The sequence below is a fragment of the Streptomyces sp. NPDC051740 genome (assembly GCF_044453165.1).
Classification (GTDB): Bacteria; Actinomycetota; Actinomycetes; order Streptomycetales; family Streptomycetaceae; genus Streptomyces; species Streptomyces atrovirens.
In genome coordinates this window covers 489,010-505,484 of sequence record NZ_JBITCL010000002.1, presented here as the reverse complement: position 1 = coordinate 505,484, position 16,475 = coordinate 489,010, and the positions used below count along the sequence as shown (strand labels likewise).

The following is a 16,475-nucleotide window of genomic DNA, read 5'->3' as shown; positions in this document are numbered from 1 at the left end:
AATATTTCAGGATGTCAAGCAACCGGGTACCCTGGAGGGCATGGCCACACCCGATGCCTCTTCGCGCCGTCCCGACGCCCTCACCCTGGAGGTCGTCGAGCTCATCGGCTCGGTGGTGGCCCGCTACCACGAGGAGTACGAGGAAGCCGCCGCCGGTCATGCCCTCACGGGTGCCCAGGCGAAGCTGTTGAGTCTGCTGTCCCTGGAACCGTTGCCGATGCGGAAGCTGGCGCAGCGGCTGAAGTGCGAGCCGTCGAACGTCACGGGGATCGTGGACCGGCTGGAGGCGCGGGGTCTGGCGGAGCGCCGGCCGGATCCGGCGGACCGGCGGGTGAAGCTGGCGGCGGCGACGACTGAGGGGCGGCGGGTGGCCCGGAGCCTGCGGGAGTCCCTGCGGTTCGCGCGTGAGCCGTTGGCGGGGCTTTCGGAGGGGGAGCGGGTGGCGTTGCGGGATGCGTTGCGGAGGATGCTGGGGTAAGGGCTACGGCCGGGGTGTTGACGGGGTGCCCCGGCGTGGGTGTGGGGCGGGGGTGGGGTTGCGCAGCCCGGCGCTTACGGGGTGTCTATCCCACTCTCGGCTCCGCTCGAACGGGAGGTGCCCCACCGCCCTGGGGCACCTCCCCGGCCCTTAAGGCGCTGGGGAGGCACGACTGCCCGCGGGAACACGGGAAGCGGCATCACGGTCTGATCGGCCGCGAAGCGGCCGGGAATCCGGCCGACGGAGACGGCCGTCGAAGCGGACTGTTTCCCCCGATCGGGTGATCCGTTCCGAACGTGCAGTGGTGTCCCGTACGGGTGTGTACATTCGGTGATCGTGAAACTGACTGTGCAGGTGAGACTGCTGCCGACGCCCGTACAGACGGCGGCACTTGAGGCGACCCTGCACGCCTGCAACGAGGCCGCCACCTGGTGCAGCCAGATCGCCTTCGAGCAGGAGGTGAAGCGCACCTTCGCACTGCGCGAGCACACCTACGGCGAGGTCCGGGCCCGATGGGGGCTGGGTGCGCAGGCCGCCCAGCACGTGGTGAAGAAGACGTGTGACGCGTACGCCGCCCTGAAGGCGAACCTGAAGGCCGGGAACCTGGGCAGGCCGGGCTCCCAGCGCTACCGCCGGGCCGCGGAGAAGCCGATCGTCTTCCGTCCGGAGGGTGCGCAGCCCTACGACGACCGGATGCTGTCGTGGCGGATCGGCGAGCGGCGGGTGTCGATCTGGACGGTGGCGGGCCGGGTCAAGGACGTGGCCCTCACCGCGTCGCCGGAGCAGCTGGCCACGCTGGCCCTGCATCGCAAGGGCGAGTCCGACCTTGTGCGCCGCGACGGCATGTGGTTCCTGCTGGCCACCTGCGAGGTGCCCGAAGCCGAGCCGAACACCGAGCCGGTGGACTTCCTCGGCATCGACCTGGGCATCGTCAACATCGCCACCACCAGTGACGGCGAGATCATGGCCGGACGCGCGCTCAACCGTATCCGGGCCCGGGAGCGTGGCCTGCGGACCAAGCTGCGACGCAAGAACACCCCGTCCGCCAGGCGCCGGCTGAAGAAGCGGCGCCGCAAGGAGGCGCGACGGGCGAAGGACATCAACCACAAGATCGCGAAACATGTGGTGGCCGAGGCTGAACGCACCGGTCGCGGAATCGCCCTCGAAGACCTCACGGGCATCCGCGAACGGGTACGGCTTCGCAAGCCCCAACGGGCCACCCACTCCAGCTGGGCCTTTGCCCAGCTGGGCAGCTTCATCGCGTACAAGGCCCGCCGCGCGGGGGTGCCGGTGATGTACGTCGATCCGGCGTACACCTCGCGCACCTGCGCCAAATGCGGGCACATCGACAGGGCGAACCGGGTCTCGCAGGCCCGGTTCGCGTGCCGGAACTGCGGATTCGTTGATCACGCAGACCGGAACGGCTCCCGCAACATCCGCGCTCGCGCGTGGGAGTTGTGGCGACGCGGGGCCCCGTCAACGGCCCCTGCCCCACCACCGCAGCAGCGGGGTGGGGCTGGACGCGAACGCAGCATCACCGCCAGTGATGCCCGTTGCGCAAGCCCGGCGCTTTAGCGTCGGGCAGTTTACGTGCACCACCACAGGAAACGGTCGCACGTCTCCGTGGGGTCGGGTTCCGGTTCGGGGTTCTTCGTGGTCGGGTCCGGGGCCGGGGTCTCCGGACCCGCCGAGGGTTCCGACGGCGGAGGAGTCGTCGGGTCGGTCGCGGACGGATCCGCGGGGGCGGACGACACGTTCTCGTCGGCCTCCTCCTCCGCCTCCTCCTCCGCCTCCGCTTCTCCGGACTCCGTCTCCTCCGGGGAGCCGGAAGCCGACGGTGAGTCAGAAGGCTTCGCACCGGGCGACTTTCCGGGTGCCACCGCGTCCGTGGCGCCGCCGCTCGCCGACTCCGCCGGCTCCACCTCCGTCGCGCCGCCGTCCGTGGTCTCCTCCCCGGCGGCCGCCGGCTCCGAGGCCGAGCCGGGCGCGTCCAGGCCGAGTTCCGCGAGGCTCAGTCCGCCCACCGCGAGGACTAAACCGGCCGCGATCAGCAGGGTGCGGTTGCGCCGGCGGCGGTGCGCCGCGGCCTTGCGGTCCCGGCGGCTCTCGCCCGCCGCCGAGGCCTCGTCCGGGGCGAGGGCAGGGTCCGGGTCCAGGTGCGGGTTCGAATTCGGGCCCGGCTCCCGGCCTCGGCGCCGGGCCGCCCGACGCCCGCGCGGCCCGTCGTCCCGTGGCCCGTCGTCGTACTCGTCGGGGTCTTCCCCGACCTGTCCGGCCCCGGCGACCTCCTCGGTCCCGTGCACCTCACCCTCGTACCCCGAAGGCCCGGCAGGTTCCTGCCACTGCCGGGTGCGGAGCGTCTCGACGGGGGTGCCGCAGCCGGGGCAGGCGAGGGCGCCATTGAGGTGCCGTCGGCACGGGTGGCAAAAATCCATGACGCGGGAAGGTTAGGTTCCGTTCAGGCCCGCTTCATAGGCCTTGTTGTGAAGGTTTGGTGCGGACCAATGCTCAATGGTTTCGAAACTGCCGAAACCGTTATGCGCGTGACCCATTGACACCCCCGCCGCCCCGTCCTTACTGTCACGCCAGCATTTCGAACGTGTGCCGAAATATCGAACACGTCGAACCGCTGACGACGAAGACAAGGTCCACCACCACAGCGAGGGGCTAACTGCCGTGCGCATCACCGGAATCAGCACACACGTGGTCGGGACGCCGTGGCGCAACCTGACCTACGTCCAGGTGCACACCGACGAGGGCATCACCGGAGTCGGCGAGACCCGGATGCTGGGCCACACCGACGCCCTCCTGGGGTACCTGAAGGAAGCCGAGGTCAACCACATTCTCGGCTCCGACCCGTTCGCTGTCGAGGACCTGGTCCGCCGGATGAAGTACGGCGACTACGGCCGCGCCGGCGAGATCGTGATGTCCGGTATCGCCGTCGTCGAGATGGCCTGCTGGGACATCAAGGGCAAGGCCCTCGGCGTGCCCGTCTGGCAGCTGCTTGGCGGCAAGGTCACCGACAAGGTCAAGGCGTACGCCAACGGCTGGTACACCACCGAGCGCACCCCCGAGGCGTACCACAAGGCCGCGCAGGGCGTCATGGAGCGCGGGTACCGGGCGCTGAAGATCGACCCGTTCGGCACCGGCCACTTCGAGCTCGACCACGAGCAGACGCTGTACGCGGTCTCGCTGATCGAGGCGGTCCGGGACGCCATCGGTCCGGACACCGAGCTGATGCTGGAGATGCACGGCCGCTTCTCCCCCGCCACCGCCGTGCGCCTCGCGCACGAGCTGGCGCCGTTCAAGCCGGCCTGGCTGGAGGAGCCGGTCCCGCCGGAGAACCTCAAGGCGCTGGAGAAGGTCGCCGCGAAGGTCGACATGCCCCTCGCCACCGGTGAGCGCATCCACGACCGGATCGAGTTCCGCGAGCTCTTCGAGAGCCAGGCCGTCGACATCATCCAGCCGGACGTCGGCCACATCGGCGGCATCTGGGAGACCCGCAAGCTCGCCGCGACCGCCGAGACCCACTACATGCTGGTCGCCCCGCACAACGTGGGCGGCCCCGTGCTGACCGCCGCGTCGCTCCAGGTCGGCTTCACCGCGCCGAACTTCAAGATCCTGGAGCACTTCAACGACTTCGCGGACGCGGACATCAAGAAGGTCGTCAAGGGCGCGCCGCGGGTGAACCCGGAGGACGGCTGCTTCCACCTCTCCGACGCCCCCGGTCTCGGTGTGGAGCTGGACGTCGACGCGGCGGCCGAGTTCCCGCAGCAGCAGGCCCGGTTCGACCTGTGGGCCGAGGGCTGGGAGACGCGCAAGCCCAAGGGCGCGAAGTGACCGCCGCGGACCGCCGGGAGGCGCGGCGATGAGCACCCAGGTCGTCATCGAGGGACCCGGCGAGCACCGGCTGGTCCCGCACGAGCCGCGCGAGCCCGGGGCCGGCGAGGCCCTGGTCCGGGTCCACGCCTCCGGCATCTGCGGCAGTGACCGCGAGGTGTACCAGGGCAACCGGCCCGAGGGGTACGTGCGGTACCCGCTCACCCCGGGCCACGAGTGGTCCGGGACCGTGGAGCGGGTGGGCGCGGGCGTGCCCGCCTCGCTGGTCGGCCGCAAGGTGGTCGGCGAGGGCTTCCGCAACTGCCAGGTCTGCGACCGCTGTCACGCCGGTGAGACGACGCTGTGCTCGGCGGGCTACGAGGAGACCGGGTTCACCCAGCCGGGCGCCATGGCCGCCACGCTGACCCTCCCGGCCCGGCTGCTGCACGTCCTGCCCGACGACGCCGACCTGAGCGCCGCCGCGCTGCTGGAGCCGGCCGCCTGCATCGCCGCCGCCGCGCTGAAGGCGCGTGCGGTGCCCGGTGAGCGGGTGGCGGTGGTCGGCACCGGCACGCTGGGGATGTTCGCCGTGCAGTTCCTGCGCGCGGGCTCCCCCGCCGAGCTGCTGGTGGTGGGCTCCCGGGGGGACCGTGAGGCGCTGTCCCGGCAGTACGGGGCCACCGACTTCCGTACCAAGGACCGTGAACTCCCGGACGACTTCGACGTGGTGATCGAGACCGCCGGGTCCGCGGACGCGGCCCGTACGGCGGCCTCGCTGCTGCGGCGCGGCGGACGGCTGGTGCTCACCGGTATCCCCGCGCCGGGCGCCGACGGGCTCGACCCCACGGACCTGGTCGTCCGGCAGCTGGAGGTGCACACCGTCTTCGGCGCTCCGCCGGACGCCTGGGCGCACACCGTGCGGGTGTTCGCCGCCGGGCTGCTCGATCCGCTGCCGCTGGTGAGCCACGAGCTGCCGCTCGCCGAGTTCCCGCAGGCCATCGAGCTGGTGGGGTCCGGCGATCCGAAGGTGGGCAAGGTGCTGTTGCGTCCCTAGTCCGTACGCCGGTACGAGGGCGACCTGACGGCCCTCGTACCGGCGTACACCCGGCCCGCACCGAACTCGCCCGACTCGTACCCCGAGCCGCGAACTTCGTCCGATATACCGAACCAAAGGACACCCTGTGACCGACGCTTCCGCCACGGCTCCCCGCAGGCCCGGTGAGCAGACCCTCACCGCGCTCGGCATGAGCGCACCCGCCCTCGACCCCGCCGACGCCTCGCCGCACGCCTTCCCCGGCGGCGGCCGCTGGCGCACCGAGGTTCCCTCGTGCGAGGGGCCCGAGGCGCTGGCCGTGGTACTGAAGGAGGCCTCGCGCCTCGACGTGCCGATCCACCGGATCAGCCAGGGCAGCGGCGTCTGGATGCTGACCGACGCCGAGATCACCGAGATGGTCGAGGCCACCGCGGAGCGCGACATCGAGCTCTGCCTGTTCACCGGCCCGCGCGGCACCTGGGACATCGGCGGCTCCACCCGTACCGACTCGGGCGGCGCCGGACTGCGCGCCCGGGGCCACGACGCGGTCGCCGGCTGTGTCGAGGACGCCGTCCGGGCAACGGAGCTGGGCGTCAAGTGCCTGCTCGTCGCCGACGAGGGCGTGCTGTGGACGCTGCACCGGGCGCGCGCGGCCGGGCTGCTCCCCGCCGACACCACGCTGAAGCTGTCGGCGCTCGTCGGACCGGTCAACCCGGCCTCGTTCGCGGTCTACGAGCGGCTCGGCGCCGACTCGATCAACGTCCCCAGCGACCTGACGCTCGATCACCTCACCGAGATACGGCGGGTTTCGGCCACGCCGATGGACATGTACATCGAGGCCCCGGACGACCTCGGCGGCTATGTGCGGATGTACGAGGTCGCCGAACTCATCCGGCGCGGCGCCCCGCTGTACCTGAAGTTCGGTCTGTCCAAGGCGCCCGGGATCTACCCGTACGGGCACCACCTGCGGGAGCTGACCCTGGCGACCGCGAAGGAGCGGGTGCGGCGCGGCCGGCTGGCCCTGGACCTGCTGGCCCGCCACGGCGCGGACGGCGACATGGCGCCGCTCGGATCCCGGCTCCCGGGCGATCTGAGCCGGTTCGAAATTACGTCATAACGTTCCGGAAACTCGGCTTCACAGAAGTAGACACAGCCGCGCACAATCGCACACACCTCTTTCTCGGTCTCCTGGTTCCACCCCCGGAAGCGCCTCGCTCGTCCGGACCGACCCCGCACACATCAAGGATGATGATCATGCGTAACCGCAGAGCCGCACTCGCCGCCGTCGCCTCGGCCGCCTCCCTCGCCCTCACCCTGTCCGCCTGCGGACAGAGCGGCGAGGGCGGCAGCGAGGAGAACAAGGGCGGTTCGGACGGGGCCACCGTCGGCATCGCGATGCCGACCAAGTCCTCCGAGCGCTGGATCGCCGACGGCGACAACGTCGTCAAGAACCTGGAGTCCAAGGGCTTCAAGACCAAGCTGGTCTTCGGCGAGGACGAGCCCGACCAGCAGGTCTCGCAGATCGAGAACATGATCACGCAGGGCGTGGACGCGCTGATCGTGGCGGCCATCGACAACAAGTCGCTGAACAACGTGCTCCAGCAGGCCGCCGACGCGGACATCCCGGTGATCTCCTACGACCGGCTCATCCTCGGCACCGAGAACGTCGACTACTACGCCTCCTTCGACAACGAGAAGGTCGGCGAGCTCCAGGGCACCTACATCGTCGAGAAGCTCGGCCTGAAGGACGGCGGCGAGAAGGGCCCCTTCAACATCGAGCTGTTCGCCGGCTCCAACGACGACAACAACACCCGCTACTTCTTCCAGGGCGCGATGAGCGTCCTGCAGCCGTACATCGACAAGAAGCAGCTCGTCGTCAAGTCCGGCCAGACCGAGCTGACCCAGGTCACCACGCTCCGCTGGGACGGTGCCACCGCGCAGCGCCGCATGGACGACATCCTCACCAAGTCGTACAAGAGCGGCAAGGTCGACGCCGTGCTCTCGCCGTACGACGGCATCTCCATCGGCATCCTCTCGGCGCTGAAGTCCGACGGCTACGGCTCCAAGGACAAGCCGCTGCCGGTCGTCACCGGCCAGGACGCCGAGGTCGCCTCGGTGAAGTCGATCATCGCCGGCGATCAGTCGATGACCGTCTACAAGGACACCCGCGAGCTCGCCAAGGTGGCCACCAACATGGTCGACGCGCTGCTCAACGACAAGAAGCCCGAGACCAACGACACCGAGACCTACGACAACGGCGCGAAGGTCGTGCCGGCGTACCTGCTGGAGCCGGTCGCCGTCGACAAGGCCAACTACCAGAAGACGGTCGTCGACTCCGGCTACATCAAGGAAAGCGACCTCAAGTAACCGCCGACCCCCACTGATTGGAAGGCACGACCATGGCGGGACCCGTCCTGGAAATGCGCTCGATCGTCAAGACCTTTCCCGGCGTCAAGGCGCTGTCGGACGTCACGCTGACCGTCCGGCAGGGCGAGGTCCACGCCATCTGCGGCGAGAACGGCGCCGGGAAGTCCACCCTGATGAAGGTGCTCTCCGGCGTCCATCCGCACGGCAGCTACGAGGGCGAGATCCTCTTCGAGGGGGAGCTCTGCCGGTTCAAGGACATCCGGGCGAGCGAACAGCACGGCATCGTGATCATCCACCAGGAGCTGGCGCTGGTGCCGTTCCTGTCCATCGCGGAGAACATCTTCCTCGGCAACGAGCACGCCACCCGCGGGCTGATCAACTGGAACGAGACCCTGCGGCACGCCACCGAGCTGCTGCGCCGGGTCGGTCTCACCGACCACCCGGAGACCCGCGTCGCCGACATCGGCGTGGGCAAGCAGCAGCTCGTGGAGATCGCCAAGGCCCTCTCCAAGAAGGTGAAGCTGCTCATCCTCGACGAGCCGACCGCGGCCCTGAACGACGAGGACAGCGACAAACTACTGGATCTCATCCTGGAGTTGAAGAAACAGGGCATCACCTCGATCATCATCTCCCACAAACTGAACGAGATCCGCAAGGTCGCCGACTCGGTGACGATCATCCGGGACGGCCAGTCGATCGAGACGCTCGACGTGAAGGACCCGGCGACCACCGAGGACCGGATCATCAGCGGCATGGTCGGCCGCGACCTCGACCACCGTTTCCCCGAACGCACCCCGCACCAGCCGGAGGAGGGCACGGCCCCCGCGCTGGAGATCCGCAACTGGACCGTGCACCACCCGATCGACCAGCAGCGCAAGGTCGTCGACGACGTGTCGATCAGCGTCCGGCGCGGTGAGATCGTCGGCATCGCGGGCCTGATGGGCGCCGGCCGCACCGAGCTGGCGATGAGCGTCTTCGGCCGGGCCTACGGGCGCCACGCGGGCGGCACCGTCCTGAAGGACGGCCGGGAGATCCGTACGAAGACCGTCCCCGAGGCGGTCGGCCACGGCATCGCGTACGTCACCGAGGACCGCAAGCACTACGGCCTGAACCTGCTCGACACCATCAACCGGAACATCTCGCTGACCGCCCTCGGCAAGGTCGCCAAGCGGGGCGTCGTCGACGAGCACGAGGAGCGGCAGGTCTCCGAGGGCTTCCGGAAGTCGATGAACATCAAGGCCCCGACGGTGTTCGAGCCGGTGGGCAAGCTGTCCGGCGGCAACCAGCAGAAGGTCGTCCTCAGCAAGTGGATCTTCGCCGGCCCGGACGTGCTGATCCTCGACGAGCCGACGCGCGGCATCGACGTCGGCGCCAAGTACGAGATCTACACGGTCATCGACAAGCTGGCCGCCGAGGGCAAGGCGGTCGTCTTCATCTCCTCCGAGCTGCCGGAACTGCTCGGTATGTGCGACCGCATCTACACCATGGCCGCCGGGCGGCTCACGGGTGAGTTCTCGCGGGCCGAGGCCTCGCAGGAATCGCTGATGCGCCAGATGACGAAGGACAAAGAGGTAACCCGATGAGCACGGATGTGACCGCCAAGAGCCCGGCCCCGGCGCCGCCGGGCGGCACCGGATCGGCCGCGGGCTCAGGCCTGCTCCACCTGGTGCTGGACGGCCTGCGCCGCAACATGCGCCAGTACGGCATGCTGCTCGCCCTCGGCCTGATCGTGGCGCTGTTCGCCGTGTGGACCGACGGCGACCTGCTGCTGCCGCGCAACGTCTCCAACCTGGTCCTGCAGAACAGCTACATCCTGATCCTCGCGATCGGCATGATGCTGGTGATCATCGCGGGCCACATCGACCTGTCGGTCGGCTCGCTCACGGCGTTCGTGGGCGCGTTCGCGGCCGTGCTGACGGTGCAGCACGACCTCTCCTGGCCCGTCGCCGTGGTGCTGTGCCTGCTGGCCGGCGCCGTCGCGGGCGCGGCACAGGGCTTCTTCATCGCCTATCTCGGCATACCGTCGTTCATCGTCACCCTCGCCGGCATGCTGGTCTTCCGCGGTGTGACGGAGATCCTCCTGGAGGGCCAGACCCTCGGCCCGTTCCCGGGCGGTCTGCAGAAGATGGGCAACGGCTTCCTCCCCGAGACCGGCCCGGAGACCAACTACCACAACATCACCCTGCTGCTGGGCTTCGCGATGGTCGCCTTCGTGGTCCTCCAGGAGCTCCGCGACCGCAAGCGCCAGCAGGAGTTCGCGCTGGACGTGGTGCCGTTCAACCTCTTCCTGCTGAAGCTCGTCGCCATCGCCGCCGCGCTCCTCACGGTCACCCTGCTCCTCGCCAGCTACAAGGGTGCCCCGATCATCCTGCTGATCCTGGGCGCGCTGGTGGTCGGCTACGGCTACCTCATGCGGAACTCGGTCTTCGGCCGGCACATCTACGCGATCGGCGGCAACCTGCCGGCGGCGAAGCTGTCCGGCGTGAAGGACAAGAAGGTCACCTTCCTGGTCTTCCTGAACATGGGCGTGCTCGCGGCCCTGGCGGGTCTGGCGATCGCCGCCCGTCTGAACGCGGCCTCTCCGAAGGCGGGCCTGAACTACGAACTCGAGGCGATCGCCTCGGCGTTCATCGGTGGCGCGTCCATGAGCGGCGGTGTCGGCACCGTGCTCGGCGCGATCATCGGCGGTCTCGTCCTCGGCGTGCTGAACAACGGCATGAACCTCCTCAGCGTCGGCACCGACTGGCAGCAGGTCATCAAGGGGCTCGCCCTGCTGGCCGCGGTCGGCTTCGACGTGTGGAACAAGCGCAAGTCCGGTTCGTAAGTCAGCTCGGGCCCCGCCGGACGGCGGGGCCCCTTCCTTTTCGGGAGCCGCACGGATGGAACTGAACAGACGCACGGTCATCGCGGGCGCGGCGGCGGCCGGGGTCGCCGCCACCACCACCGCGTTCGGCGGCACGGCACACGCCGCGTCGGGCAGGGGGAAGCCGGTGAAGTCGCTCTTCGGCAGGCTCGCGGACGGCACCAAGGTCCACAGCTGGTCGCTGGAGAACGGCGGCACCCGGATGAAGGTCCTCTCCTACGGCGGCATCGTCCAGTCCCTGGAGATCCCCGACCGCCGAGGCCGGTACACCAACGTCTCCCTCGGCTTCGACACCATCGAGGAGTACGTCGCCTCCAGTCCCTACTTCGGCGCCCTGATCGGCCGCTACGGCAACCGCGTCGACCAGGGCCGGTTCACCCTCGACGGCACCCCGTACCAGCTCTCCGTCAACGACGGCGAGAACAGCCTGCACGGCGGCGCCCAGGGCTTCGACAAGCGGGTCTGGGACGTCGAGCCGTTCACCCGGGGCTCCGACGTCGGCCTGTACCTGTACTACACGAGCGTCGACGGGGAGATGGGCTACCCGGGCACGCTGCGTACGAAGGTCACGTACACCCTCACCCGTGACGGCGACTGGCGCGTCGACTACGAGGCCACCACCGACCACGCCACCGTCGTCAACCTCACCAGCCACGTCTACTGGAACCTCGCCGGCGAGGGCAGCGGCTCGATATACGACCACGAGCTGTCCATCGCCGCCTCCCGCTACACACCGGTCGACCCGGGGCTGATCCCCACGGGCGAACTGGCGCGGGTCGCGGCCACCCCCTTCGACTTCCGCCGGGCCAAGCCGGTCGGCCGGGACATCCGCACCGCGCACCAACAGGTGCTGTACGGGCAGGGCTTCGACCACAACTGGGTGCTCGACAAGGGCATCACCCGCCGTCCCGAGCAGGTCGCCGTTCTCCGCGACCCGTCCTCCGGCCGCACGCTGAGGATCGCGACGAACGAGCCGGGCCTGCAGTTCTACTCCGGCAACTTCCTCGACGGCACCCTCGTCGGCACCGGCGGCCGGGTCTACCGGCAGGGCGACGGGCTGTGCCTGGAGACCCAGCACTTCCCGGACTCGCCGAACCAGCCGTCGTTCCCGTCGACCGTGCTGCGGCCGGGGCAGACGTACCGGACGACGACGGTCCACTCGTTCGGGGCATGAGCCCCCGGGGATCGCCGCCGTCACATTTTCCTCACACGAACTGAACGGCGGCGCGTCCCGCTCCGTACTCCTGGGTGGCCCGTGCTCCCCCGCGCGGGCCACCCAGGCATGACGGGTCCGCCACCTCCCCAGCGGGCCCGCCGCACACGGAGGTTCCCTTGGCCGACAACGTCACCTCGTTGTTCCGCAGCACCACGGCGCACAGTCCGTCGATGGCGGCGCTGACACGGGAGAGCGACGGGGCCGGCCCGGTGGACTTCTGCATCCCCTGCAACCCGTACTTCCCCACCCCCGCCATGTTCGAGGACATGGCGGGCCGGCTGCGCGACATCATCACGTACTACCCGAGCAGCGCCGACACCATCACGGCCGAGCTGTGCGGCCTGCTCCGACTGCCGCCGCAGTGCGTGGCGATGGGCAACGGATCGACCGAGCTGATCACCTGGATCGACCACCTGCTGGTCCGTGAGTCCCTCGCCGTCCCCGTCCCCACCTTCGGCCGCTGGACCGACCAGCCCATGGAGACCGGCAAACGGGTCGACATGTTCCCGCTCCAGGAGGCCGGCGGCTTCGCCCTCGACCTCGCCCAGTACGCCGAGTTCATCCGGGCGCGCGGCACCCGGGTCGCCGTCATCTGCAACCCCAACAACCCCGACGGCGGCTTCCTGCACAAGCACGCGGTCGTGCAGTTCATGGACGCCATGGCCGACCTGGACCTGGTGGTGATCGACGAGTCGTTCCTGGAGTTCGCCGACGCGGAGAACGAACCGAGCGTGGTGCAGGAGGCGATGCTGCGCCCCAACGTCATCGTGCTGCGCAGCCTCGGCAAGAACTTCGGCCTGCACGGCATCCGCTTCGGCTACCTGGTCGCCAACCCGGCCCTGGCGGGGCGGGTGAGGTCCATGCTCCCCAAGTGGAACCTCAACTCCTTCGCCGAGCACGTGGTGTTCATGCTGAAGGAGCACGGCGCCGAGTACGCCCAGAGTCTGCACCAGGTCCGCCGCGACCGGATGGACATGTCCGGCCAGCTCTCCTCGCTGCCCGGACTGACGGTCTACCCGTCCCAGGGCAACTTCCTCTTCGTGCGCCTCCCCGTGGGCGCCGAAGGCACCGTGGTCCGGGACCGGATGCTCACCGAGCACCGGATCCTGGTCCGCGAGTGCGGCAACAAGATCGGCTCCTCCAGCCGCTTCCTGCGTCTCGTGGTACGCCCCCAGGTGGACGTACGCCGCCTGGTGTCCGGCCTGGAACAGGTGCTCTACGGGACGTCCAGGAGGGGAACCGCCGTGCCCGAGCAGGCTCCGGGGACCGGCTACAGCTCGGGCACGGCGGCCGTGGACCGGCTGGTGAGCCGGACCAACGGGGCCGGCGTGCGGGGGCTCGCCGCCCAGGCCGCCGGTGCCGGCGTTCCGGGGCTCGCCGCCGCTCCGTCCGCCGGCACCGGCATGCCGCTCCCCGCCGCCGCGTCCGCCCCCGCGGTGGGCGCGGGCGGCGGGATGCCGGTGCCGGCCGCGGCTTCGGTGGTGACGGGGGGCGGGGCGGGGGTGCCGGGAGTGCCCCAGCCGGTTGCCCAGCCCGTGCCGCAGCAGGTCCCGCAGCCGGTCCCGCAGCAGGTCCCGCAGCCCGTGCCTCAGCAGGTCCCGCAGCCGGTCCCGCAGCAGGTTCCCGCGCCGGTCCCGCAACCCGTGCCGCGGCAGGCCGTACCGCAGCCCGTGCCGATGCCCGCGCCCGCCCAGCCGCTCGCGCCCGTGGCACAGGCGCCGATGCCCGCCACGGCCTTCCCGGCACCGGCGGCGGCCCAGATGTCACCGCAGATGCCGCCGCCCGCCGGCCCCACCCCGCCCGGCGTCCCCGCCCGCGGCGGTCTGACGGCCGCCCAGGTCAGGGGCACCGACGGCCTCTCCATGGCCCCGGCGACGGGCTGGCAGGGGCCGCAGAGCTGGCCCAACCCGGCGGGGATGGACCAGGTGGGCTGAGCCCGCCGACGTCCGCCCGGCGGATGACGGGCCTCACTCGGAGGGAGTGGCCGGGACGGTCGGGCAGGGCGAGGCGGTCGGGGAGGCGCCGGGTTCGGGAGACGGGGTCGCGGACTCCGGGGCACAGTCGTCCGAGGCGGTGGGCGAAGGGCTCGGATCGGTCGGGTCAGGTGAGGGCGACGGGGTCCCGGTGGGGGACTCGCCGGGCGGCTGCGAGGGTTCCTGACCCGTCGGGGACGCCGTCGGGGAGGAGGGCTCCGGGGACGGGGAGGCCGGATCCGGGGTGGACGACGGTGAGGGCGCGGAGGGGGACGGCCCGGGGCTGCCCGGCGTACTCGGGTCCGGGCCGATGACGATGCCGCCGCCCCCGTTCCCGTCCCCCTTGCCGCCGCTCCCGCCGTCGACGGGTTCGGTCGCCGGGGTCCCACCGCCCGCGCCGGGGCTCCTCGGGACGACGCCCTCGCCGTCGGGGACGGTGTGGACCCCCCGGCCGTAGAACTCCAGCCAGTACCTGACCAGCCTCAGGTAGGAGGACGAGTGGTTGTAGCTGAGGACCGCCCGGTCCAGGTCCGCCGCCCGGCCCAGATCCCGGCCGCCGGCGCACAGGTAGTGGCCGGCCGCCAGGGACGCGTCGAAGATGTTGTTCGGGTCGGCGCGGCCGTCGCCGTTGCCGTCCACGCCCCAGCGGGCCCAGGTGGACGGCAGGAACTGCATCGGCCCCACCGCGCGGTCGTAGACCGTGTCACCGTCGTGGGCGCCCCCGTCCGTGTCCCGGATCAGGGCGAAACCCCGGCCGTCGAGCGGTGGTCCGGTGATGCGGCCCAGCGTCGTGCCGTTCCGGTCGACCGCGCCGCCGCGCGCCTGGCCCGACTCGACCTTGCCGATCGCCGCGAGCAGCTCCCAGGGCAGCCGGCAGCCGGGGTCCGTGCCGCCGACGGAGGCCTCGGCGGCGCGGTAGGCGCGCAGCACGGTGGCCGGGATGCCCGACTGGGAACGCAGTTCCCGCACGAGCGCCGGGGGCGCCGACGCGACGTCCGGGGTCTTCAAGGGCGGGAGTTCGGTGTGGTAGGAGCCGTCGCCCGGAGGAGCGAGCTCGGTGTACGGGCCGCCTGCCGCCGGTGTGCGTACGTCGTCGGCGAGCGGGGCGGCGTGGTCGTCCTTCGTGTCCCGGGTGAGGCCGGGTGCCTGGGAGGCGGTGAGGGCCGCCATGGCCGCCACTGCGACGGCGGTCGTCCGCAGTCCCCTGCGGGTCCGGCCGGCATACGGGCGTCGGGCGGCGCGGCGTACGGGCATGGCTGTCGCTCCTGTGGGTGGTGGGGGCGGTCGTACGGTCCTCAGCGGCCGAAGGTGTCGATGCCGGAGACGAGCCAGCGTCCGTCGCGGTGTACGACGTCGACGGCGAGCATGGCCCCCGCGTACACGCCCTCGTCCTGCGAGTCCTTCGCGTCCTTGGCGTCCTTCGCGTCCTTGGCGTCCTTCGCGTCCTTCGCGTCCTTGGCGTCCTTCGCGGTTCCGGCGGTGCCGACGCTGCTCTGGTCGGCGTAGACGAGGACCCGGGCCCGGTCGCCGTCGATCCGTTCGACCGCGCTCTCGGTGACCGTCGTGGTGATCACCGCCTTCTGTTCGTCGGCCCGCTCGCGGACGTCGGCGAGCAGGGCTCCGTGCTGGTCGACGGCCTTTCCCGTGAGGAGGTCCTCCGCGGCTTCCTCGAGGGCGCCGGGGTCGGTGTGGTCGTAGGAGAAGAGCGCGTCGACGGCCTTGGCCGTCTGTCCCTTGATCTCGCTGGTGCGGGCCAGGTCGGTCAGGGCGGTGTTGTGCCGCGCGGGGCCGTCCCGGAGCGCTTCGGCCTCCGCGTGCGCCCAGCCGGCGAAGCCGCCGAGGAGCACGGTCAGTACGCAGAGCGCCACGAGGCCCACCGGTCGGCGCGGCCGGGTCCGGGTGGCCTTCTCCTCGGCCGCGACCGGTTCCGTCGCCCGCGCGGAGGACGGGGACGAGGACGAGGCGCCGGAGGGGGTCAGGACCGCCGTGCCGCGCGTACGGGTCCGGCTTCCCGTGCCCTCCGGGGTCCCGGCGGAGGCGGCGGGCCGGGTCTCGCGGGCCCGGCGGCGCCGCTGGCTGTTGATGTGGTGACGGGTCGTCGACATGGTGCGGTGTCCTCCTCGGTGCGGCCGGCTGCCGCGGTACGGGACCGGTCAGCCGGCCGATGTGCCGCCCACGGGTGCCTGGCCCAGGGCGCTCAGCTTCCACCGGCCGTCGGTCCGGGTGAGTTCGCCGAGCATGCGGCTGTCCTTGTCGGTCTTCGCGCCGTCGGACGCCTCGACGGTGACGCGCAGGGCGATCAGCACCCGGGCGCGGCCGGCCCGGTCGTCGAGTTCGGTGACGGCGCCCGACAGCACCCGGGCCGTGGTGACCGTTTTCGCCGCCTTCACCTGCTCGGCGAACTCCGCGCGGCCGGAGGTGAGTTGTTCGTGCAGTTCACCGGTGGTCGACGACTCCCAGAGGTCGAGGCCCCGGTTCACGTCGCGGTGGTCGAGCGTGTTGAGGTTCTGCACGGCCTGCTCCCCGGCGGCGAGTGCCTCGTCCCGTTGCCCGGCGTACGCGGCCCGGTCGTCGTGGGCCGCGTGGTACCAGTCCTGACCGGCCCACGCGGCGAAGCCGCCCGCGACGAGGGCGAGGGCGAGGACCAGGGCCGGCAGCGGCCGGGAGCGGGCTCCGGCGAGGGCGCGGACCGCGCGTTCCATGGGGTGCTCCAGTCTCCCGCGCAC

General features: G+C 71.0%; 14 protein-coding genes. 10 read left to right on the top strand and 4 right to left on the bottom strand.

Annotated features, from left to right (window positions below; genetic code table 11):
- Nucleotides 1-40: 40 nt before the first annotated feature.
- Complete coding sequence (locus ACIA6T_RS05310) at nt 41-478, top strand: MarR family winged helix-turn-helix transcriptional regulator (RefSeq protein ID WP_399445206.1); 438 nt, start codon at nt 41-43, stop codon at nt 476-478.
- Between the two features lie 336 nt (nt 479-814).
- Nucleotides 815-2,053 carry an RNA-guided endonuclease InsQ/TnpB family protein gene (locus ACIA6T_RS05305; RefSeq protein ID WP_399445205.1) on the top strand — a complete coding sequence of 413 codons (1,239 nt, stop codon included), beginning with the start codon at nt 815-817 and terminating at the stop codon, nt 2,051-2,053.
- 11 nt (nt 2,054-2,064) lie between these two features.
- On the opposite strand, the gene ACIA6T_RS05300 is transcribed toward ACIA6T_RS05305, so the two are convergent.
- On the bottom strand, nt 2,065-2,913 hold the full coding sequence (locus ACIA6T_RS05300) for a hypothetical protein (RefSeq protein WP_399445204.1): 849 nt from the start codon (nt 2,911-2,913) through the stop codon (nt 2,065-2,067).
- Between the two features lie 241 nt (nt 2,914-3,154).
- Here ACIA6T_RS05300 and ACIA6T_RS05295 point away from each other — a divergent pair, with 241 nt between their 5' ends.
- The 8 genes from ACIA6T_RS05295 to ACIA6T_RS05260 all read left to right on the top strand — a co-directional run bounded on the left by ACIA6T_RS05295 (nt 3,155) and on the right by ACIA6T_RS05260 (nt 13,710).
- Nucleotides 3,155-4,318: a mandelate racemase/muconate lactonizing enzyme family protein gene (locus ACIA6T_RS05295; RefSeq protein ID WP_399445203.1), complete on the top strand. Its 1,164-nt coding sequence runs from the start codon at nt 3,155-3,157 to the stop codon at nt 4,316-4,318.
- 28 nt (nt 4,319-4,346) lie between these two features.
- Nucleotides 4,347-5,351 carry a zinc-binding dehydrogenase gene (locus ACIA6T_RS05290; RefSeq protein ID WP_399445202.1) on the top strand — a complete coding sequence of 335 codons (1,005 nt, stop codon included), beginning with the start codon at nt 4,347-4,349 and terminating at the stop codon, nt 5,349-5,351.
- 127 nt (nt 5,352-5,478) lie between these two features.
- The gene (locus ACIA6T_RS05285) at nt 5,479-6,447 is read left to right on the top strand and encodes a hypothetical protein (protein ID WP_399445201.1); all 969 of its coding nucleotides are present in this window, start codon (nt 5,479-5,481) and stop codon (nt 6,445-6,447) included.
- 137 nt (nt 6,448-6,584) lie between these two features.
- A complete protein-coding gene (gene chvE, locus ACIA6T_RS05280) occupies nt 6,585-7,697 on the top strand; it encodes a multiple monosaccharide ABC transporter substrate-binding protein (RefSeq protein WP_399445200.1) in 1,113 nt (370 codons plus the stop codon).
- Between the two features lie 32 nt (nt 7,698-7,729).
- The gene (gene mmsA / locus ACIA6T_RS05275) at nt 7,730-9,280 is read left to right on the top strand and encodes a multiple monosaccharide ABC transporter ATP-binding protein (RefSeq protein WP_399445199.1); all 1,551 of its coding nucleotides are present in this window, start codon (nt 7,730-7,732) and stop codon (nt 9,278-9,280) included.
- Nucleotides 9,277-10,521 (top strand): multiple monosaccharide ABC transporter permease, encoded by a 1,245-nt coding sequence (gene mmsB / locus ACIA6T_RS05270; protein ID WP_399445198.1) that lies wholly within the window; start codon nt 9,277-9,279, stop codon nt 10,519-10,521. The genes mmsA and mmsB overlap by 4 nt, the downstream gene beginning before the upstream one ends.
- A gap of 55 nt (nt 10,522-10,576) precedes the next feature.
- On the top strand, nt 10,577-11,734 hold the full coding sequence (locus tag ACIA6T_RS05265; RefSeq protein WP_399445196.1) for an aldose epimerase family protein: 1,158 nt from the start codon (nt 10,577-10,579) through the stop codon (nt 11,732-11,734).
- Nucleotides 11,735-11,892: 158 nt separating this feature from the next.
- On the top strand, nt 11,893-13,710 hold the full coding sequence (locus ACIA6T_RS05260) for a pyridoxal phosphate-dependent aminotransferase (protein ID WP_399445195.1): 1,818 nt from the start codon (nt 11,893-11,895) through the stop codon (nt 13,708-13,710).
- 33 nt (nt 13,711-13,743) lie between these two features.
- On the opposite strand, the gene ACIA6T_RS05255 is transcribed toward ACIA6T_RS05260, so the two are convergent.
- The 3 genes from ACIA6T_RS05255 to ACIA6T_RS05245 are packed head-to-tail and all read right to left on the bottom strand — an operon-like array spanning nt 13,744 to nt 16,451.
- Nucleotides 13,744-15,003, bottom strand: coding sequence for a lytic transglycosylase domain-containing protein (locus tag ACIA6T_RS05255; RefSeq protein ID WP_399445194.1), 1,260 nt, complete (start codon nt 15,001-15,003; stop codon nt 13,744-13,746).
- A 41-nt stretch (nt 15,004-15,044) separates the two neighbouring features.
- Complete coding sequence (locus tag ACIA6T_RS05250) at nt 15,045-15,854, bottom strand: hypothetical protein (RefSeq protein ID WP_399445193.1); 810 nt, start codon at nt 15,852-15,854, stop codon at nt 15,045-15,047.
- A 48-nt stretch (nt 15,855-15,902) separates the two neighbouring features.
- Nucleotides 15,903-16,451 carry a nuclear transport factor 2 family protein gene (locus ACIA6T_RS05245; protein ID WP_399445192.1) on the bottom strand — a complete coding sequence of 183 codons (549 nt, stop codon included), beginning with the start codon at nt 16,449-16,451 and terminating at the stop codon, nt 15,903-15,905.
- Nucleotides 16,452-16,475: the final 24 nt, after the last annotated feature.